This is a genomic window from Piscinibacter sp. HJYY11 (assembly GCF_016735515.1).
In the GTDB taxonomy this organism is placed as follows: domain Bacteria; phylum Pseudomonadota; class Gammaproteobacteria; order Burkholderiales; family Burkholderiaceae_C; genus Rhizobacter.
On record NZ_JAERQZ010000001.1, the window covers coordinates 2,564,272 to 2,583,080 of the forward strand.

General features: G+C 69.6%; 18 protein-coding genes. 15 read left to right on the plus strand and 3 right to left on the minus strand.

Going from position 1 to position 18,809, the window contains the following annotated elements:
• The first annotated feature begins 101 nt into the window (after positions 1–101).
• The 4 genes from JI745_RS11780 (at position 102) to JI745_RS11795 (ending at position 5,540) form a co-directional block, all read left to right on the plus strand.
• Positions 102–1,262, plus strand: coding sequence for an ABC transporter substrate-binding protein (locus tag JI745_RS11780; RefSeq protein WP_201806422.1), 1,161 nt, complete (start codon positions 102–104; stop codon positions 1,260–1,262).
• A gap of 46 nt (positions 1,263–1,308) precedes the next feature.
• The gene (locus tag JI745_RS11785; protein WP_201806426.1) at positions 1,309–3,144 is read left to right on the plus strand and encodes a GGDEF domain-containing protein; all 1,836 of its coding nucleotides are present in this window, start codon (positions 1,309–1,311) and stop codon (positions 3,142–3,144) included.
• Positions 3,145–3,334: 190 nt separating this feature from the next.
• A complete protein-coding gene (locus JI745_RS11790; protein ID WP_201806427.1) occupies positions 3,335–3,856 on the plus strand; it encodes a hypothetical protein in 522 nt (173 codons plus the stop codon).
• Positions 3,857–3,869: 13 nt separating this feature from the next.
• The gene (locus tag JI745_RS11795; RefSeq protein WP_201806428.1) at positions 3,870–5,540 is read left to right on the plus strand and encodes a GMC family oxidoreductase; all 1,671 of its coding nucleotides are present in this window, start codon (positions 3,870–3,872) and stop codon (positions 5,538–5,540) included.
• A 69-nt stretch (positions 5,541–5,609) separates the two neighbouring features.
• On the opposite strand, the gene JI745_RS11800 is transcribed toward JI745_RS11795, so the two are convergent.
• The gene (locus JI745_RS11800; RefSeq protein WP_201806429.1) at positions 5,610–6,554 is read right to left on the minus strand and encodes a LysR family transcriptional regulator; all 945 of its coding nucleotides are present in this window, start codon (positions 6,552–6,554) and stop codon (positions 5,610–5,612) included.
• Positions 6,555–6,655: 101 nt separating this feature from the next.
• On the opposite strand from JI745_RS11800, the gene JI745_RS11805 reads away from it, so the two are divergent.
• The 10 genes from JI745_RS11805 to JI745_RS11850 all read left to right on the plus strand — a co-directional run bounded on the left by JI745_RS11805 (position 6,656) and on the right by JI745_RS11850 (position 15,997).
• Positions 6,656–7,270, plus strand: coding sequence for a glutathione S-transferase family protein (locus JI745_RS11805; RefSeq protein WP_201806431.1), 615 nt, complete (start codon positions 6,656–6,658; stop codon positions 7,268–7,270).
• Positions 7,271–7,299: 29 nt separating this feature from the next.
• Positions 7,300–8,199 (plus strand): pyridoxamine 5'-phosphate oxidase family protein, encoded by a 900-nt coding sequence (locus tag JI745_RS11810; RefSeq protein ID WP_201806432.1) that lies wholly within the window; start codon positions 7,300–7,302, stop codon positions 8,197–8,199.
• Positions 8,200–8,272: 73 nt separating this feature from the next.
• Positions 8,273–9,046: an SDR family oxidoreductase gene (locus JI745_RS11815; protein WP_201806434.1), complete on the plus strand. Its 774-nt coding sequence runs from the start codon at positions 8,273–8,275 to the stop codon at positions 9,044–9,046.
• 127 nt (positions 9,047–9,173) lie between these two features.
• A complete protein-coding gene (locus JI745_RS11820; RefSeq protein ID WP_201806436.1) occupies positions 9,174–10,415 on the plus strand; it encodes an acyl-CoA dehydrogenase family protein in 1,242 nt (413 codons plus the stop codon).
• 29 nt (positions 10,416–10,444) lie between these two features.
• The gene (locus JI745_RS11825; protein WP_201806438.1) at positions 10,445–12,127 is read left to right on the plus strand and encodes a long-chain fatty acid--CoA ligase; all 1,683 of its coding nucleotides are present in this window, start codon (positions 10,445–10,447) and stop codon (positions 12,125–12,127) included.
• A gap of 30 nt (positions 12,128–12,157) precedes the next feature.
• Positions 12,158–12,571 (plus strand): hypothetical protein, encoded by a 414-nt coding sequence (locus JI745_RS11830; protein ID WP_201806441.1) that lies wholly within the window; start codon positions 12,158–12,160, stop codon positions 12,569–12,571.
• 87 nt (positions 12,572–12,658) lie between these two features.
• Positions 12,659–12,883, plus strand: coding sequence for a hypothetical protein (locus tag JI745_RS11835; protein ID WP_201806443.1), 225 nt, complete (start codon positions 12,659–12,661; stop codon positions 12,881–12,883).
• A gap of 81 nt (positions 12,884–12,964) precedes the next feature.
• Positions 12,965–13,996, plus strand: a complete 1,032-nt coding sequence (locus JI745_RS11840; protein ID WP_201806445.1) for an STM3941 family protein — start codon at positions 12,965–12,967, stop codon at positions 13,994–13,996.
• 22 nt (positions 13,997–14,018) lie between these two features.
• The gene (locus JI745_RS11845; protein WP_201806447.1) at positions 14,019–15,320 is read left to right on the plus strand and encodes an MFS transporter; all 1,302 of its coding nucleotides are present in this window, start codon (positions 14,019–14,021) and stop codon (positions 15,318–15,320) included.
• A complete protein-coding gene (locus JI745_RS11850) occupies positions 15,317–15,997 on the plus strand; it encodes an SDR family oxidoreductase (protein ID WP_201806449.1) in 681 nt (226 codons plus the stop codon). The genes JI745_RS11845 and JI745_RS11850 overlap by 4 nt, the downstream gene beginning before the upstream one ends.
• Positions 15,998–16,030: 33 nt before the next feature.
• On the opposite strand, the gene JI745_RS11855 is transcribed toward JI745_RS11850, so the two are convergent.
• Positions 16,031–17,710 carry an MBL fold metallo-hydrolase gene (locus tag JI745_RS11855; RefSeq protein ID WP_201806451.1) on the minus strand — a complete coding sequence of 560 codons (1,680 nt, stop codon included), beginning with the start codon at positions 17,708–17,710 and terminating at the stop codon, positions 16,031–16,033.
• 132 nt (positions 17,711–17,842) lie between these two features.
• On the opposite strand from JI745_RS11855, the gene JI745_RS11860 reads away from it, so the two are divergent.
• On the plus strand, positions 17,843–18,454 hold the full coding sequence (locus JI745_RS11860) for a histidine phosphatase family protein (protein WP_201806453.1): 612 nt from the start codon (positions 17,843–17,845) through the stop codon (positions 18,452–18,454).
• 10 nt (positions 18,455–18,464) lie between these two features.
• On the opposite strand, the gene JI745_RS11865 is transcribed toward JI745_RS11860, so the two are convergent.
• Positions 18,465–18,779 carry a 2Fe-2S iron-sulfur cluster-binding protein gene (locus tag JI745_RS11865; protein ID WP_201812510.1) on the minus strand — a complete coding sequence of 105 codons (315 nt, stop codon included), beginning with the start codon at positions 18,777–18,779 and terminating at the stop codon, positions 18,465–18,467.
• Positions 18,780–18,809: the final 30 nt, after the last annotated feature.

Consider the following 18,809-nt stretch of genomic DNA (forward strand, 5'->3'; position numbering starts at 1 on the left):
GGTTTCCCTAGTCGACGCTCAACCCCCGTCTCGTTACCCTCGCGTCTGAAAACGATTTCAAAGGGCCGGCTGATCCGGCTTTCGAAGTGAGGAGACACCCGATGCCTGCGTTTCATCGACGCCATTTCGTGACCACCGTGGCCGCCGCGACCGCGTCGCTCGCCACGCCGACGTGGCTGCGCGCCCAGCCCGTGTTGAAGATCGGCGTCACCTTGCCACTCAGCGGCGCGCCGACCGTGCGCAACGCCATCCAGGCCGGCGCGACCGCGGACGTCGGGCTCGATTTCCTGGCGGGCTTCCAGCAAGCGGTCGCCGCCGAGCGCCGCGGGCTCCCGATCGAGGTACTGGAGCTCGACGACGCTTACAAGCCCGAGCAGGCCGCCGCCAACGTGGAAGCGCTGGCCCGGCAAGACGTCGTCGCGATCAGCGGCCTGTGGTCCACCGAACATGCGCAAGCCGCGCTGCCGGTGGCGGCACGCCTGCGCCTGCCGGTGATCGGCATGCGCTCCAGTGCGGCGGAGCTGCGGCGTGCCGAGAACCCCTGGGCCTTCCACCTCAAGGCGAGCGACGCCGATGAACTGAGCGCCGTGCTCAAGACCTTCACCAGCATGAGCCTGCCTCGCGTCGGCGTGCTCTACGTCGACGGGCCCGGGCACCGCGAGCTGCTCAAGCAGGTGCAGGGCTCGGGCGCGAGCATCACGCGCGCCCTGGCGGTCGACCCGACCAGCGCCGACAAGCTCGCGGCGGCCGCGCGTGAAATCGTTGCCACGCCGGGCACGCAGAGCGTCCTGCTGTTGCTGCCGACCGAGGCGGTGGTCGACACGATGATGGAGCTGCGCGGCCGCGGCAACACCTACATGTCACCGGTGTGCACCTTGTCGCAGGTCATCAGCCGGCCCTTCGCCGAAAGCCGCGAGCGCGCCCTCAACGGCCTGGGCGTGGCCAGCCCGTTCAGCAACCCGGCGTTCTCGCGCGCCGAGGTCGCCGTGCGCTTCCGCGAGGCGATGATCGAGCGGGACCTCGACGCCCTCACCCGCTCCTTCAGCGCCTTCGAAGGCTTCGTCTACGGCAGCGTGATCACTCGCACGCTGGTCGAGATGAAGGCCAAGGCGGCCCCCACCCGACAGACGCTGGCCGCCGCCCTGCGCGGCAGGCAGATGAACCTCGGCGGCCTGCCCATCCGCTTCGACGAGCGACAGGTCGGCCACCAGGCGGTGCACCTGCTCTACAAGTACTCGGCCGAGGGCGCGCTCAAGGCCTGATCCCGCCCGGTGGAGCCCGGGGCGAAAGCGGAGAGAATTCCGCCCGATGGACTCTCCGGCCGCCCCTGCTGCCCCTTCGACGCCCGCGCTGGCCGCGGCGCGCCGCGCGTGGAAGCTGCTGTACCAGGACTCCACCCGGTGCATCGCGCTGGCCGACCAGGCGCTCGCACGTGCCCTCGAAGACGGTGACACGCTCGCCGAAGGCTGGGCGCGGCTGGTGCGTGGGCTGCACCTCATCTGGTACTCCACGCCGCAGACCGCCGCGCACGAGCTGGGCCAGGCCGAGGCCTGCTTCGCCAGCTTGAACGACCGCGCCGGCCACCTGCTCGCCGAAGTGGGCATTGCGCGCTGCCTGTGGCGCGACGCGAAATATCGGGACTCGCTGGAGCGCGTGCTCCCGCTGCGCGCGGAAGGCCTGCAGGTGCTCAAGCGCGACGAGCTCGGCATGCTGCTCAACGTCATCGCCGGCTGCTACTCGTCGCTGGGCGAATCGGAGCAGGCCTTCGCCTACATGTACCAGGCGCTGCACGAGGCCAAGCCCACGCGCAGCAACGGCTTCGAGGTGGTGCTGTACTGCAACCTTGCGCACGAGCTGATCCAGCTCGGCGACTTCCACCAGGCGCTCGCCTACGTCGAGCAGGGCATTTCACGCAACAAGCAGCTGCACAACCCGCGCCTGCTGAGCGTGCTGCTCATCAACCGCATCATCTGCCTCATGGGCCTGGACCGCGCGCCCGAGGCGCTGCCCGACGTGAAGCAGCTGCTGGAGCTGCCCGCCGACGAAACCGGCCGCGGCCCGACCAACGCCAACTTCGAGACCATGGCCCTGGCCGCCGTGCGGGCCGGTGACCAGGCGCTGGCCCGCGAGCTCGTGGCGCGCGCCCGCGACAACAGCACCCAGGTCGAGGTGCCCGACGAAGCGCTCACGCTGGTGGTGGCCGAAGCCGAAGTGCTGCGCGCCGATGCGAAGCTGACCGAAGCCGCCCAGCACCTGCATGACGCAGAGCCTCTGCTGCAGGCGGCCGACGCTGGCCTGAGCCTGCGCGTGCGCTGCCTCTACCACGCGGCCCTGGCCGACGCCTGCCAGCAGCTCGGCCAGCCCGAGCGCGCGCTCGCGGCCCTGCGCGAGTGGCAACGCTGCCACGTCGCACGTGGTCACCAGGCCTCACGCGCGCGCTACCAGGCCGCCTCGTTGCAGACTGAGCTGCGCCGCCTGCAGCAGCACCTGGATGAAACCGAAGCCCGGCGCCGCGCCACCGAGAAGGCTCGCGCCGAGCTGGAGGCGATCAACCAGCAGCTTTCGCTGAAGATCGACGAAGTGGAGGCGCTCAAGTCGCGCCTGGAGCAGCAGGCCACGCGCGACTTCCTCACCGGCCTCTTCAACCGCCGCCACCTCAACGACGTGATGCCGCAGATGCTCGCCTTTGCGCACCGCGAGGGCCAGCCGCTGGCGGTGGCCATCATCGACCTCGACCACTTCAAGGCCGTCAACGATCGTCACGGCCACGTCGCCGGCGACACCTTGCTGGCCGCCTTCGGCGCCTTGCTGAACGAGAACACGCGGCAGGCCGACGCAGCCTTCCGCTTCGGCGGCGAGGAGTTCTGCCTGCTCATGCCCGGCAGCTCGGCCGCGCTGGCGCAGCGCAAGGTGCTCAGGCTGCTCCAGGCCTGGCGGCGGCGCGCCTTCCATTTCGAGACCGGGTCGCTGGCGGCCAACACCTTCTCGGCCGGGGTCGCCGACTCGCGGGCCACCAGCGAATCGGTCGAACAGCTCCTCAAGCTCGCCGACGACAGCCTGCTCGACGCCAAGCGCCTGGGTCGAAACCGGGTGCAGTGCGCCGGCGAGCCGGCCCCGGCCGAACCCCGCCCCACCCTGGCCTGACCGGGGGCGCGGGGCGCGCCAGCACGGGAAATGCACGTTAGTGCGCAATTATTTTGCACCAGTGTGTTTTTTTCCCATCATTCAACCCTCTATCTGGCGTTTTCCCTCAGCGTTTTGTCACGGAATTGGGTTCATATCCGCACGCACGTGCTTTTGTCCGCGCGTGCGATCCAAAAAAGGAGTGAAACCCATGATGAACCGAAGAGAAGTGCTGAGCTCCGGCGTTGCCGGCAGCGCAGCGTTGGCGCTGGGAGGAGGGGCGGCCGTCGGCACCGTCCAGGCGCAGGTCGTTCCACCGGTCTCAGGCCTGGATGCGGCGTCGCTCGCCATCCTGCGTGTCTGGGTGCCCGTGATCCTGGGCAACAGCGCCCTGCCGACCGACCCGACCGCCCGCACCGCCGCGATCGAGCTCTGCGCCCAGCGCGCTGGCGAGATCGTCAGCAACTACCCGCCGCTCAACCAGGCCGGCATCGTCGGCCTGTTCAACACCCTCAAGAACGGCCCGCAGATCTTCAACCCGGCCTTCCCCGCCACGTGGGAAGCGATGCCCGCCTCGCTGCTCGCCGCCTTGCTGGAAGGCCTGCGTGTGAGCCAGGTCGCCAGCCAGCGCTCGATCTTCAGCGCGTTCATGGGCCTGATCCCCAACGCGTTCTATTCGAACCCGGCCAACTGGCCGGCCATCGGCTACGCCGGTCCCCCCCGCATCGTCTGAGAGGCACGCCAACATGCCCATCCCACAAGTCGTCCCCATTCCGTCCAAGAAGCCCGTTGATCCCTGGGTTGTCGGCAAGCGCGCCGGCTGGAAGATCATCGACGCCTCCACCCTGACCGCCGACCGCACCGCCACCTTCGACGTGGCCATCATCGGCACCGGCGCCGGCGGCGGCCTCACCGCCGAAATGCTCGCAGCCAGCGGCCTCAAGGTCGTGCTGATCGAAGAGGGCCCGCTGAAGTCGTCGAGCGACTTCAACATGAAGGAGTCCGAGGCCTACCCGGCGATGTACCAGGAGAACCTGGCCCGCCGCACGGTCGACGGCGGCGTCGGCATCCTGCAAGGCCGCACCGTCGGCGGCGGCACCACCGTGAACTGGGCCACCAGCTTCCGCACGGCGCCGCAGGTGCTCGAGCACTGGCAGCGTGTCTACGGCCTGACCGAGTACACCAAGGCCAAGATGGACCCGTGGTTCGCGTTGGTCGAGAAGCGCCTGAGCATCAAGCCCTGGAGCGGCCAGGTCAACGCCAACAACGGCATCCTGTCGACCGGCCTGTCGCGTCTCGGCCTGTCGTGGGGCCTGATCTCGCCCAACGTCAAGGGTTGTGCGGCGCTCGGCTACTGCGGCCTGGGTTGCCCGATCAACGCCAAGCAGTCGATGCTGGTGACCTCGCTGCCGGTCGCCATGTCGCTGGGTGCCACGCTCTACACCCGCCTGCGCGCCCTGAACTACACCTTCAACGCCGCCAAGACCGCCATCACCGGCATCGTGTGCGACGCGCTGGACCCGTCGGGCCTCAAGCCCAGCGGCCGCAAGGTGACGATCAAGGCCCGCCACTACGTGCAGGCCACCAGCGCCATCAACGGCCCTGCGCTGCTGATGCGTTCGGGCGCACCCGATCCGCACGGCACGCTGGGCAAGCGCACCTTCCTGCACCCGAGCGCCTCGGTCGGTGGTTTCTACAACAACGACATCGCCGCCCACTCGGGCCTGCCGCAGTCGATCTACTCCGACGCTTACCTCGACAACGTGCCGCTCACCGGCACGCCGGGGTGGAAGCTCGAAGTGGCGCCGCTGCACCCGGTGCTGGTGGCCGGTGGCCCGACGTACTTTGGCGAGCAGCATGCCGCGCTGATGAGGAACTACAACAAGTACGGCGTCACGATTTCCTTCGTGCGCGACGGCTTCATGTCCGACAGCGTGGGCGGCAGTGTGGTGCTGCGTGCCGATGGTTCGCCGGCCCTGGACTACCCGCTCAGCGCCACGGTGCTGGAGTCGATCCGCCAGTCGATCAAGTCGCAGGGTGCGGTGCACTTCGCGGCCGGCGCACAGCGCGTCTTCATCGGCCACATCGACGCCAACACGGCGGGCTACACCGACAACGCCTCCTTCCAGGCCGCGGTGGATGCTCTCCCCATGGTGACCGGCCGTGTCCGCCTGAACTCGGCGCACCAGATGGGCGGCTGCGGCATGTCGGCCGACCCGACCAAGGGCGTGGTCAACGGCAACGGCCGCCACCACCAGATCACCAACCTGTCGGTGCACGACGCATCGGTGTTCCCCACCAGCCTGGGCCTCAACCCCCAGGAGACCATCTGGGGCATCACCGCGCGCAACACCGCCAAGCTGGCGCTCGACATCTACGGCCTGCGCAACTGCACGCTGACCACGCCGGCCGAGTGATTTTTCCTTCGGTTCAGTTTCAAGCCCGGGCTTGCCCCGGGCTTTTTTTCGCCTCCGCCGGTGGCGGCCCTAGGCCGGGTCGGGCCAGCGCAACGTGCCGTTGAGCACCGGCTCGGCGCGCAGGCGCTCGGCGGCGTGGTCGACGAAGGCCCGCACCTTCGCCGCCGCGCGTCGGCCGTCCACGTGGACCAGCTGCACCGGGATCGGCGGCGGCTCGTGGTCGGCCATCACGATCTGCAGGCGCCCGGCCAGCACGTGCTCGGCCACCTGGTACGACAGCGCCCGTGCCAGGCCCTGGTGCGCCACCGCGCCGCCGATGGCGGCGTCGCCTGCGTTGGTGACGTGGCGCAATTGCGGGTGCGCGATCTCGCCATCGCCGCGGGCGCTGCGGCCGGGCGGGTAGAAGACCCAGGGCGAACTCACCGAGCCGTGCTGCGAGAAGCCGATGCCACGGTGCTGCGACACCTCCTGTGGTGTGCGCGGCACGCCGTGTTCGGCCAGGTACTGCGGCGAGGCCACCACCACGCGCCGCACCTCGCCCACGCGCACCGCGACAAGGCCCGAGTCGGGCAGGTGCGCGATGCGCAGGGCGACGTCCATGCCTTCGTCGAGCAGGTGCACGATCTGGTCGGTGTAGAAGCTGCGCGCGCTGACCTGCGGGTGCAGGCCCAGGAAGTCCTGCAGCACCGGCGCCACGTGCAGGCGACCAAAGATCACCGGCGCGGTGACCGACAGCAGCCCCTGCGGCACCGCGTGCGCACCGCTCGCCGACGCCTCGGCCACGTCGACCTCCGCCAGGATGCGCTTGCAATCGGCATGGAAGCGCACGCCCGCCTCGGTGAGCACCACCTGGCGCGTGCTGCGACGCAGGAGCTGCGTGCCGATGCGGGCTTCGAGCGCGGCCACCGCGCGTGTCACCGCCGGTGCCGACAGGCCGAGCTGGCGTGCCGCCGGCGCGAAGCCCTTGGCATCGGCCACCGTCACGAAGATGCGCATGCCTTCGAGCTTGTCCATCGATTCCTCTCTGTGCGCGGAATTATCAAATGCGCGCCGCAGTGATTCCCTCTTGCGGCCGGCCCTTCCACCATTCGGGCAACACCACAGAGGAGCCTCGCATGCCCACCATCCAGCTGTACCAGTTCCCGTTGTCCGGCCACGCACACCGCGTGAAGCTCTTTCTTTCCCTGCTCAAGCTGCCCTTCGAGGAGACGCTGGTCGACCTGACGAAGGGCGCACAAAGGCGGCCCGAGTTCCTCGCACTCAACCTGTTCGGCCAGGTGCCGGTGATCCAGGACGGCGACGTCACACTCGCCGACAGCAACGCCATCCTCACCTACCTCGCCCTGCGCTACGACGACAGCGGCCGCTGGCTGCCGCGCGACCCCGTCGGCGCGGCGAAGGTGCAGCGCTGGCTGTCGGTCGCCGCCGGCCCGCTGGTCAACGGCCCGGGCAACGCACGCGTCAACGTGCTCTTCGGCCGCCCGCAAGACGAGCGCTGCGCCGAGATCGCGGCACAGCTCTTCCAGCGCCTCGACACGCACCTGGCCACCTCGCCCTATCTGGCCGCCGAGCACCCGACGATCGCCGACATCGCGCTCTACACCTACACCTCGCACGCGCCCGAAGGCGGCGTGTCGCTCGAACCCTATCCGCAGCTGCGCGCCTGGCTCGCACGCATCGAGGCGCTGCCGGGCTATGTGTCGATGCCGCGCCAGAAGGCGCTGGCCTGACAGGAGGTGCATGACATGAGGGGCATGACATGAGACATGCCGGCGAAGACGCGGTGCAACGCCGCCTCGGCGTGCACGAGCGCATGGCCGAGGTGATGGGCCAGGTGGTGCGCACCTGGATGCCCGAGCAGCACCGCGAGCTCTTCGAGAAGCTGCCCACGCTGCTGGTGGGCAGCCTCGATGCGCAAGGGCGGCCCTGGGCCTCGGTGCTGCACGGCGCACCGGGCTTCATCACCGCGCCGGACGAGCGCCACCTGCGCATCGCCGCACGACCATCGGTCGACGACCCCTGGCAGCCGGCGATCGACACACCGCTCGGCCTGCTCGGCCTGGAGCCGCAGACGCGTCGGCGCAACCGCATGAACGGCAGCGTGGTGGCGCTCGATCGCGACAGCATCACCGTCGAGGTCGACCAGAGCTTCGGCAACTGCCCCAAGTACATCCAGGCCCGCACGCCCCGCGTGGTGGCGCGCGCTCCCGGGGCCGCACATGCAGAGGGCCCGAAGCTCGGCGATGTGGCCCTCGAACTCGTGCGCCATGCCGACACCTTCTTCATCGCCACGGCGTCGCGCAACCCGCGCGCGCATGCCGGCGCGGAAGGCGTGGACGTGTCGCACCGCGGCGGCCCACCCGGCTTCGTGCATGTCGCCACACAGGACGGACACACCGTGCTGACGATCCCCGACTACGTCGGCAACCGCTTCTTCAACACCATGGGCAACCTCGCGGTGAACCCGCGCGCCGGCCTGCTCTTCATCGACTACGCCGACGGCCACCTGCTGCAGCTCACCGGCGACGCCGAGCTGCTGTGGGAAGGCGATCTGCGCGCCATCCGCATCACCGTGCAACACGGCTGGTGGCGCCCGCACGCGCTGCCGCTGCGCTGGTCGCCACCCGAGCCCGCACCGCAATTCACCGGAGAGGGTTGACACGGAAGCGACTGACGCACACGGTCGAAAGCGCTAGCCTTTCGGGCTCACACCACAGCCCAGGAGACAGCGCATGAACACCACCGAACTCTTCTCGCTGAAGGGCCGCACCGCCCTCATCACCGGCGGCTCGCGCGGCATCGGCCGCATGATCGCGGAGGGCTTCCTGTCGCAAGGCGCGAAGGTCTACATCTCGGCCCGCAAGGCCGATGCGTGCGACGCGACGGCGAAGGAGTTGTCGGCGATCGGCCCCTGCGTGTCGCTGCCGGCCGACGTGTCGAGCCTCGCCGGCGTGCAAAGCCTGGTGGCCGCCTACGGCCAGCACGAGAGCCAGCTCGACATCCTCGTCAACAACGCCGGTGCCGCCTGGGGCGCCGATTTCGACGAGTTCCCCGAGAGTGGCTGGGACAAGGTGGTCAACCTCAACATGAAGTCGCCCTTCTTCCTGACGCAGGCGCTCAAGCCGATGCTCGCGAAGGGCGCCACGGCCGACAAGCCCTCGAAGGTGATCAACGTGGCCTCGATCGACGGCATCGCCGTCAACCCGCTCGAGACCTATTCGTACGCCGCGAGCAAGGCCGGCCTGATCCACCTGACCAAACGCATGGCCACGCACCTGATCCAGCACCACATCGTCACCACGGCGATCGCGCCAGGGGCGTTTGCGTCGGAGATGAACCGTGCGGCGCGCGACCACGAAGAAGCGGTGGCCGCACGCATCCCGGCGCGCCGCATCGGCAGCGACGAAGACATGGCGGGCGCCGCGATCTTCCTCGCCTCGCGTGCCGGCGACTACGTCTTGGGCCACACGCTCGTGGTCGACGGCGGCGTCATCCTCGGCCGCTGATCCGAGCTGCAGAACGGGGCGCAATCTACGCCCCGGTATGGCGAAGTTTCCCAGTGAGAACCCTGGCTTGCAGAAAAACAAGTATGTTCGTAGGCTCGACTCGCACTGAACAAGAAGGAGACCACGGATGAACTTTGCCCCCACGCCGAAGATGCTGGAATGGCAGGTGCGCCTGATGGCGTTCGTGACCGAGCACGTAGTCCCTGCCGAGCCGCTCTTCCGCAAGGAAATGGAGGCCAACCGCGCCAAGGGCAAGCAGTGGGACCCGACGCATGAGGTGATGGACGGCCTGAAGGCCAAGGCCCAGGCCGCCGGCCTGTGGAACATGTTCCTGCCCGCCTCGCAGCACGGCGCCGGCCTCACCAACCTCGAGTACGCGCCGCTGTGCGAAATCATGGGGCGCTACCCGCTCACCAGCGAGGCGATGAACTGCTCGGCCCCCGACACCGGCAACATGGAGCTGCTCGAGCGCTACGGCACGCCCGAGCACAAGGAGAAGTGGTTGAAGCCGCTCTTGGCCGGCGAGATCCGCTCCGGCTTCGCGATGACCGAGCCTGACGTGCCGTCGAGCGATGCCACGCAGATCCAGTCGCGCATCGTGCGCGACGGCGACCACTACGTGATCAACGGCCGCAAGTGGTGGACCTCGGGCGCGCCCGACTCGCGCTGCAAGGTGCTGATCTTCATGGGCAAGACCGGCACGGTCGACGACCCGAGCCCGCACAAGCAGCAGTCGATGATCATCGTGCCGATGGACACGCCCGGGGTGAAGGTTGAGCGCCACCTCACGGTCTACGGCTACGACCACGCGCCACACGGCCACGCCGAGATCAGCTTCACCAACGTGCGCGTGCCGGCCGACCACCTGCTGCTCGGCGAAGGCCGCGGCTTCGAGATCGCGCAGGGCCGCCTCGGCCCGGGCCGCATCCACCACTGCATGCGCCTGATCGGCGGCGCCGAGCGTGCGCTGGAGCTCATGTGCAAGCGGGCCCTGGTGCGCAAGCCCTTTGGCAAGCTCTTGTCCGACCAGGGCGTGTGGCGTGAGCGCATCGCGCACTCGCGCATCCTCATCGACCAGGCGCGCCTGCTCACGCTCAACGCCGCCTATGCGATGGACACCAAGGGCAACAAGGGCGCGAAGAACGAGATCGCAATGATCAAGGTCGTCGCGCCACAGATGGCCTGCCAGGTGATCGACTGGGCGATCCAGATCCATGGGGGCGCCGGGGTCTCGCAAGACACGCCGCTGGCCGCGGCCTACACCAGCGCGCGCACCATCCGCTTTGCCGACGGGCCCGACGAAGTCCACCTCAACGCCATCGGCAAGTCGGAACTTGCCAAGTACATGGCACCCAAAGCAAAACCCTGACCCACTGACCGCAGGAGACGAGGCGCACCATGTCCGACCGTCATTTCGCTTTCTGGCCTGAGCACGCGCCTCGCCATCTCTACGTCCCCGAGACCAACCTCTACTTCAACGTGGAGGTCTCGGCGGCGCGCTTTCCGAAGAAGCCCTTCTTCATCTTCTACGACACGCCCTTCACCTACGCGCAGTTCAAGCAGGAGACCGAGACGCTGGCGGCCTACCTCGAGCAGGTGTGCGGTGTGAAGAAAGGCGACCGCGTGCTGCTCTACACGCAGAACAGCCCGCAGTTCATGATCGGCTACTACGCCATCCTGCGGGCCAACGCGGTGGTGGTGCCGGTCAACCCGATGAACCTCACCGGCGAGCTCAAGCACTACGTGAGCGATGCGGATGCCAAGGTCGCGATCACCACGCAGGAGCTCTACCCGCGCCTCAAGCCGCTGCTGCAACCCGGGGGCGACGAGCACACGCTCGAGCATGTGATCGTCGGCACCTACAGCGACTACCTGCGCGAGAAGACCACGCTCGCCGTGCCCGACTTCGTGGCCGCCCCGCGTGTGCCGATCGCCGACAAGGGTGTGACGCTGTGGGTCGACGCCATGGCGCGTGGCCTCAAGCCCGGCCCGCTCACCACCGGGCCCGACGACCTGTGCGTGATGCCCTACACCTCGGGCACCACCGGCCACCCCAAGGGCTGCATGCACACGCACCGCACGGCCATGTACAACACCGTCTCCGGCGGCGTGTGGGGCCAGACCAACCAGGGCACCGTCGGCATGGCGGTGCTGCCGCTCTTCCACGTGACCGGCATGCAGGGCAACATGAACGCGGTGATCTACGGCGGCTCCACCGTCGTGCTGCTGCCTCGCTGGGACCGCGACGCCGCGGCCGAGTGCATCCAGCGCTACCGCGTCACCGGCCTCGGCCTCATCACCGCGATGGTGGTCGACTTCGTCTCCAACCCCAAGCTCGACAGCTACGACCTCTCCAGCCTGCGCAAGATCGGCGGCGGCGGCGCGGCCATGCCGAAGGCGGTGGCCGACATCCTGGAGAACAAGCTCGGCCTCAAGTACGGCGAGGGCTATGGCATGTCGGAAACGCTGGCCGCCACGCACATGAACCCGCCCGACCGCTCGAAGAAGCAGTGCCTGGGCATCCCGGCCTTCGACGTCGACGCCCGCGTGGTCGACCCCGTCACGTTCCAGGAGCTGCCCCCGGGCGAGACCGGCGAGATCATCGTCAGCGGCCCGCAGGTGATGACCGGCTACTGGAAGAACCCCGATGCCACGCGCGATGCCTTCGTCGAGATCGACGGCAAGCGTTTCCTGCGCACCGGCGACCTCGGGCAGACCGACGACGAAGGCTACTTCTTCTTCGTCGACCGCCTGAAGCGCATGATCAACGCGAGCGGCTTCAAGGTCTGGCCGGCGGAAGTGGAAGCCCTGCTGTACCAGCACCCTGCCATCCAGGAGGCCTGCATCATCGCGGCGAAAGACGCGAAGCGCGGCGAGACAGTCAAGGCCTTCATCGTGCTCAAGCCGGGCCAGAAAGGCCAGGTCACCGAGCAGGACATCATCGACTGGGGTCACGCCAACATGGCGGCCTACAAGAGCCCGCGCATCGTCGAGTTCGTCGACGCGCTGCCCAAGTCCGGCACGGGCAAGGTGCAGTGGCGCGAGCTGCAGGAACGCGAGAACGCCAAGGCCCCGGCCTGACCGCCCCGGGCCGGCTATGCTCCGGCCCCCATGACCCGTTTCGATCCCAAGGCGATCATCATCGCCATGCTGCTCTCGCTCGCCCTTGACGTGGTCGGCGGCGCCGCCCTCGTGGCAGGCTTCGGCGTGGACGTGAAGGACGGCATGACGCAGGCGCAGGTGCAGGCGGCCGTCCAGGCCGTGACCAGCACGCAGGGTTTCCTCTTCGCCTCGCTGCTCTACGGCACGGCCACCACCATCTTCGGCGGCTTCGTCGCGGCACGGGTGGCGCGCAGCCACCCCTACTTCAATGCGATGGCGGTGGGCGCGGTCGGTGTCGTGCTGGGCCTGTTGCTCGGCGGCACGGCGCCGTTCTGGTTCGAGGCCCTGGCCTTCCTGGTGAGCGTGCCGGCAGCGGTGTTCGGCGGCCACCTCGCGCTGCGCCGACGACCCGGAAACCAATGAAACACAGCGGCCCCGGCCGTGAAACACCGGGTTTACAGCTTCCGGCCACAGTGGCGGCACACCCCATCGCCAGTGAGCTTCACCCCCATGAGCGCCCTCTTCCTGCCCCTCGAGCTCTTTCAAGCCACCTCGCCCCGCCCGGCCACGCCCGCCACGCCGGTGCCGGCACCGCGCCGCGGCGCCGCGCACTTCACCAGCGGCGCCGAGGTGGCCGCCGACCTGATGCAGGCGATGAACACCGTGGTCGAGCCCCGCTTCGTGGAGCGTCGCCGCAAGCCGCGCACCGGCAAGGCCTTCGACGTCAGCCGCTGAGGCCGGCACGCCACACCGCGGCCGCCCGGCCGCGTCGCTCCTGATGCGCAGGCGCGCATCCACCGGCACACTCGGGGCCCGATGCCCCTCCTTCGACGACTCTGCCTGTTCCTGCCACTGCTGCTCGCCCTGTGGCATGCGCCGCTCCAGGCCAAGCTGACATTCGGCGAGGTCGAGCGCCTGCAGCATGTGGCCAACACCACGCTCACCGACCCCAGCGGCGCCCAGCTCTACCTCGCACGCAAGCTGGTCGAGAAGCACTTCCTGCTGCCCTATGCGCTGGAAGACCAGGGCTACGTGCTGGGCATCTCGGGCGACAGCCGCCGCTACTACCCGATGCCGACCGGCGACAAGCTCGCCGCCTTGCAGCAGGCCGGGCACCTGCCCACGCCGCTGCCCCCCTTCGAACTGGACACCCTCGACAGGGTCTTCGGCCACCTGCTCTGGTTCACGCTGGGCGGCCTCGCGCTCTATGGCGGCGGGCACTGGGCCTGGCGCCGCTGGCGCGCTGCGCGCCGGGGCCCGATGGCGATCGAGCCTTCGTTCGAGACCGCGCCGCCACGCGATGCACCGCCCGCCTTCGAGCCGCCGGTCGCACTGCCACCCTTGCCCGTGCAGCTTCCGCTGCGCCTGTACCCCCAGCGGCTGAAGCTGCTCGGCTTCCTGGCCATCTGCACCGTCTTCGTCGTGATCGGCGTGTTGATGTACACGACCGACGGCCTCTGGGTCGGCCTGCTGTGCGCCGGCTTCTTCGGCCTGGGCATCCCGATCTTCATCGTGCAGATGCTGCCTGGCGCCTCGTTCCTGGAGCTGCAGGCCGACGACTTCACCTACAGCGCGCTCTTCAGGAAGCGCACGGTGCAATGGCGGGACATCGCCGACATCGGGGTCATGAAGATCCAGGGCCGCACGATGGTGGGCTGGAACTTCCTGCCGTCATACGCCGGCCGCAGCGGCGGGCATAAAGTCTCGAAGTCGATCTCGGGCATCGAAGCCGGCTTGCCCGACAGCTACGGCATGACGCCGACCGCGCTGGCCGAATTGATGGGCCTCATCCACCTGCATCACCTGCACCGCCTGCATCGGCAGTCCCTCCAGCCCACCCCGGCCTGACGGCCCACCCACAGGAAGCTCCATGGCCTTCTTTCCCCAAGATGCCCTGAACGACGGCGTGCGCAAGCGCGAGGTCTTCGGCTGGGCGATGTACGACTTCGCCAACTCGGGCTACACCACGGTCGTGCTCACCGCGGTGTTCAACGCCTACTTCGTCGGCGTGGTGGCCAACGGCGCCCCGTGGGGCACGCTCGCCTGGACGCTCGCGCTCGCCGCCTCCAGCGTGATCGTGATGCTGGTGATGCCGGCGCTCGGGGCCTATGCCGACCTGCGCGCCAACAAGAAGCGCCTGCTCGCCCTGACCACCGTGCTGTGCGTGGTGTCGACCGTGATGCTCGCCTTCGCCAAGCGGGGCGACGTGGCCTGGACGGTGGCGGCAGTGGTGCTGTCGAACACCTTCTTCGCCATCGGCGAGGCGCTGACCGCCGCCTTCCTGCCCGAGCTCGCCAAGCGCGACGCGATGGGCCGCGTGTCGGGCTGGGGCTGGAGCTTCGGCTACTTCGGCGGCATGTTGTCGCTGGGCCTGAGCCTCGCCTACGTGCTCACCGCGCAGGCGCGCGGCGAGCCCGCCACCTCGTTCGTGCCGGTCACGATGCTCATCACCGCCGGGGTCTACGGCGCGGCCTCGCTGATCACCTTCGCGCTGCTGCGCGAGCGCGCCGTGCCGCAGCCTCAGGCCCTGCAGCAGGCCGGGCTGGCCGCCTCGCTCAAGCGCCTGGCCGACACCTGGCGGCGCGCCCGCCTGTTCCGCGATTTCTCCTGGCTGCTTGCCTGCGCCGTGTGCTACCAGGCCGGCATCGCGGTGGTGATCGCGCTCGCCGCGGTCTATGCCGAGCAGGTGCTGGGCTTCAAGCAGGAGCAGACCATGATGCTGGTGTTCCTGGTCAACATCGCCGCGGCGCTCGGCGCCTTTGCCTTCGGCTACTGGCAGGACCGCATCGGCCACAAGCGCGCGCTGGCCTTCACGCTCGTCGGCTGGGTGGTGATGACGGTGCTGGCCATCCTCGCCACGAGCCCGGGGCTCTTCTGGGTGGCGGCGGTGATCGCGGGCCTGTGCATGGGCTCCAGCCAGTCGGCCGGGCGCGCGATCGCCGGGCTCTTCGCGCCCGAGGCGCAGCGGGCAGAGTTCTACGGGCTGTGGACGTTCGCCGTGCGCCTGGCTGCCATCCTCGGCCCGGTGACCTACGGCATCGTGACCGTGCTCACCGCCGGCAACCACCGCTTGGCCATCCTCTCGACCGCACTCTTCTTCATCGGCGGGCTGCTGTTGCTGCTGCCGGTGAACGTCGACCGCGGTGCGGCCGCGGCCCGCGAGGCCTCATGAGCGCGATGCTGCAAGGCCAGCGCATCCTGGTGACGCATGCCGACGGCTTCATGGGCCCGACGCTGTGCGAGGTCTTCCGTGCGCACGGCGCCACGGTGATCGAGAGCCTCGACCCCCTGCGCGACCCCGATGCGCCGGCGGCCCTCGTCGCCGCCGCCGGCGAGCTCGACACCCTGGTGGTCAACCTGGCCCACCCGGCGCCGAGCACCGCGGCGAAAGACGTGGCCGACGACGAATGGCGCGACACCTTCGCCGCGCTCGTCGACCCGCTGCCCCGCCTCGTGCGTGCGGTGCTGCCGCAGATGATCGCGCGGCGCGCCGGCAAGGTGCTGGTGATGGGCAGCTCGTCGGCGCTGCGCGGCATGAAGCGCAGCTCCACCTACAGCGCCGCCCGCGGCGCCCAGCTCGCCTACGTGCAGGCCGTGGGGGTGGAAGTGGCGCCCCACAACGTGCAGGTCAACGCCATCGCGCAGAACTTCGTCGAGAACCCGACCTACTTCCCGCCGGCCGTGCAGGCCGACCCGCGTTTCCAGGAGCGGCTGAAGCGCGAGGTGCCGCTCGGGCGGCTGGTCAGCGCACGCGAAGACGCGGAGTTCGCCGCCTACCTGTGCAGCCAGGCCGCGAACTGCTTCGTGGGGCAGGTCTTCCCGGTGTGCGGCGGCTGGGTGCAGCGCTGAGCCATCGCGCCGGGTGGCCTCCGTCGCCCAGCCTCAGGTGAGCGACCAGTGCCCTTCGCGGTCGGTGGCCACGCCGTCGGTGCGCAGCTTGTCGAGGTGGGCCAGCAGCGAACGGGCCGCCACCGGCAGCATGCGCGGGTCGACGTCGTCGTAGGCGTGCGGCAGCAGCTGCTCCAGCGTGGCGGGTGCATGGGCCTTCAGGGTGTCCAGCACCTTGGCCTCGCGCTTCAGGCGGTGATCGATCACCGCCTGCACCGCCTTGTGGGGCTGCGCCATGAGGAAACCATGGCCAGGGGCAAGCCAGTCGATGTCTTCGTCGAGCAGGGCGCGCAGCGTCCTCAGGTAGGCGGCCATGTCGCCATCGGGCGGGTTGATGACGACGGTGCTGGCCTGCATCAAGTGGTCGCCGGTGAAGAGCGTCTTCTCTTCCTCGAGCAGGTAGCACAGGTGGTTGGACGCATGGCCCGGCGTGTGCAGCACGCGCAGCGTGACGCCGGGCGCGATGGGCAGGCGCTCGCCGTGCTCGAGCACCCGGTCGGGGACGAAGCTGCCGTCCTGTTTGTGGGGGTGCACGGCCACGCGGCCCATCACCGGCGCGTGGGTGTGCTGCTGGAGCGCCACGGCTGCGGGCGAGTGGTCGTGGTGGGTGTGCGTCGCGAGGATCCAGCGGACCGGGCCGGGCGCCGCATGCAGCACCGCTTCCACGTGCTCGGGCAGGTCGGGCCCCGGGTCGATCACCGCCCATTCGTTGGCCGCACCACAGCCGACCAGGTAGGTGTTGGTGCCGGGCCCGGTCATCACGCTCGGGTTGGCGGCGGTCACGCGGATCACGTGCGGCGACAGGCGCACCGCCCGCCCCGGCACGATCTCGTACGACGCGGTGCCGTGGCCCAGCGGGTCGATGCGGCCCATCTCGGCCCAGGCGTACTCGTGCGGCATCACCGGCCGCAGGCCCTGGCTGCCGGCGCCGATGCGCGGGTTGATCACGCTCACGGTGCGCGGGCCGCGCGCGTAGGCCATCAGCGCGGCGGCGGTCTCGTAGCCGGCGATGGCGCTGAGCGTGGCGCGGGTCGGGCCCATGAGCTTGAGTGAGTCGCTGCGGGCGAGCGCCTCGGCGGGGCGCAGCCAGTGCATGCCGACCATCTCCTGCCCGTCGTGCTGCGCCGTCTGGCCGGCCGGCGCCACGGCGACGAAGAAGCGCGTGTCGTAGCGCTTGGCCCGGCCGAGCGGCGTGAGCCAGTGGCTGAAATAGGCGAGCTCGTCGACGGCGAGCGTGAGACCTTCGGCGGCGTGGAGTTCACCGAGCGTGCGCTCGCCGCGGTTGAGCGGGTCGCGCCAGGGGGCGAGGCGGGCGGCGTCGTCGCCGCTCACGAGCGCACCGCCGCGCCGCGCGAAGAGCAGGCCGCATTCCTCGAAGCACTCGCGGATCGCGGTGATGGCGTAGTCGAGCCCGCCTTCGGGCACGCCGAGCCTGGCGCTCATGGCGGCGTCGTCGCTGCCGTCGCACAGCCCGCGCCACAGGTGCTCGGTCTTGTCGACGGTGCCACCGGGGAACACCCAGGCGCCGCTGTTGTGGTCGCCCCGCTCGGCGCGACACAGGAGCAGCACCTGCAGGCCGCCGGGCGCGTCGCGCACCACCACCAGCGTGGCCGCGGGGCGCGGCGGCTTGCCGGCGGAGCTGTGGTCGAGGGGCGCGACGTCGGGCGATGTCATGGTGGCACTGTGAGGCTGGAGGGAAGCGCTGCACAGTCTCGCATTCCCGCGCCATTCCTCTACGTCGCCAAGGTGGCTGCACCGTGCGGCCCGCATGCGCACAATGGGCCACCGCCACCACGCGATGCGCCCATGTCCATCATCCTCGTTCGCCACGGCGAAACGCCGCTCAACGTGGCCCGCACGCTGCAGCCTGCCGACACGCCGCTGAGCGAGACCGGCCTGCGGCAGGCGCAGGCCGTGGCGCAGCGGCTGGCCGGCCTGCAGATCGCCGCCATCCTGAGCAGCGACCTGCCACGCGCGATGCAGACGGCGCAGGCCATCGCCGCCGCCACCGGCGCGCCCATCACCTTCACGCCGCTCTTGCACGAGCGCAACTTCGGCGACCTGCGTGGCCAGCCGTACGACAGCCTGCCCTACAACCCGCTCACCATGACCGACGCACCGCCCGGCGGCGAATCGGTGGCCGCCTTCGAGCAGCGCGTGGCGCAGGCGTTTGCGCAGATGGTCGCGCTGCGCGGCCAGGTCGAGGGGCACCTCGCGGTGGTGACGCACGGCCTCGTGATCCGTGCCTTGCTCGCCCGGCACCTGTCGCTCGGCGCCGACGCGCTGCCGCTGCGCGTGGGCAACACCTCGGTCACGATCTGCGGCGCCACGCCGCCGCACACGCTGGAGCTGGTGGACTGCACCCGCCACCTCGACGCACAGATCGCGCACGACGCGCAAAGCCTGTCGGGCGGTTGACCCGCGCCGCTCAACGTTTTTCGAGCACCAGGTCGCTCTCGGCCTCGGCCACGCAGGGCAGCACCCAGCCTTCCTGCTTCTCCTCGGCGCTCAGGCCGGGCCACGGGATGGTGTGCCGCACCTGACCCTCGACCACGCGGCAGCGGCATTCGCGACAGGTGCCGTTGCGGCAGGAGCTGCGCAGCAGCACGCCTTGCGCGCGACCCGAGGCCAGCAGCGTCTCGCCGGGCACCGCATCGAAATGCTGCCCGGTCCCCAAGATCGTCACGCGAAACGCCACGACACCCCCGAACGTGCGAGCCCGTGCGCCCGGGCGGCTCCCCATAATGGCCGCGGACCCGAGGCCTGACCATGC

Coding starts and splice junctions, on each gene's coding strand:
- JI745_RS11780 (WP_201806422.1), top strand. CDS start 102: ATGCCTGCGTTTCATCGACGCCATTTCGTGACCACCGTGGCCGCCGCG.
- JI745_RS11835 (WP_201806443.1), top strand. CDS start 12,659: ATGAGCGCCCTCTTCCTGCCCCTCGAGCTCTTTCAAGCCACCTCGCCC.
- JI745_RS11805 (WP_201806431.1), top strand. CDS start 6,656: ATGCCCACCATCCAGCTGTACCAGTTCCCGTTGTCCGGCCACGCACAC.
- JI745_RS11820 (WP_201806436.1), top strand. CDS start 9,174: ATGAACTTTGCCCCCACGCCGAAGATGCTGGAATGGCAGGTGCGCCTG.
- JI745_RS11850 (WP_201806449.1), top strand. CDS start 15,317: ATGAGCGCGATGCTGCAAGGCCAGCGCATCCTGGTGACGCATGCCGAC.
- JI745_RS11795 (WP_201806428.1), top strand. CDS start 3,870: ATGCCCATCCCACAAGTCGTCCCCATTCCGTCCAAGAAGCCCGTTGAT.
- JI745_RS11860 (WP_201806453.1), top strand. CDS start 17,843: ATGTCCATCATCCTCGTTCGCCACGGCGAAACGCCGCTCAACGTGGCC.
- JI745_RS11830 (WP_201806441.1), top strand. CDS start 12,158: ATGACCCGTTTCGATCCCAAGGCGATCATCATCGCCATGCTGCTCTCG.
- JI745_RS11840 (WP_201806445.1), top strand. CDS start 12,965: ATGCCCCTCCTTCGACGACTCTGCCTGTTCCTGCCACTGCTGCTCGCC.
- JI745_RS11785 (WP_201806426.1), top strand. CDS start 1,309: ATGGACTCTCCGGCCGCCCCTGCTGCCCCTTCGACGCCCGCGCTGGCC.
- JI745_RS11815 (WP_201806434.1), top strand. CDS start 8,273: ATGAACACCACCGAACTCTTCTCGCTGAAGGGCCGCACCGCCCTCATC.
- JI745_RS11810 (WP_201806432.1), top strand. CDS start 7,300: ATGAGACATGCCGGCGAAGACGCGGTGCAACGCCGCCTCGGCGTGCAC.
- JI745_RS11800 (WP_201806429.1), bottom strand. CDS start 6,554: ATGGACAAGCTCGAAGGCATGCGCATCTTCGTGACGGTGGCCGATGCC.
- JI745_RS11845 (WP_201806447.1), top strand. CDS start 14,019: ATGGCCTTCTTTCCCCAAGATGCCCTGAACGACGGCGTGCGCAAGCGC.
- JI745_RS11790 (WP_201806427.1), top strand. CDS start 3,335: ATGATGAACCGAAGAGAAGTGCTGAGCTCCGGCGTTGCCGGCAGCGCA.
- JI745_RS11825 (WP_201806438.1), top strand. CDS start 10,445: ATGTCCGACCGTCATTTCGCTTTCTGGCCTGAGCACGCGCCTCGCCAT.
- JI745_RS11865 (WP_201812510.1), bottom strand. CDS start 18,779: ATGGGGAGCCGCCCGGGCGCACGGGCTCGCACGTTCGGGGGTGTCGTG.
- JI745_RS11855 (WP_201806451.1), bottom strand. CDS start 17,710: ATGACATCGCCCGACGTCGCGCCCCTCGACCACAGCTCCGCCGGCAAG.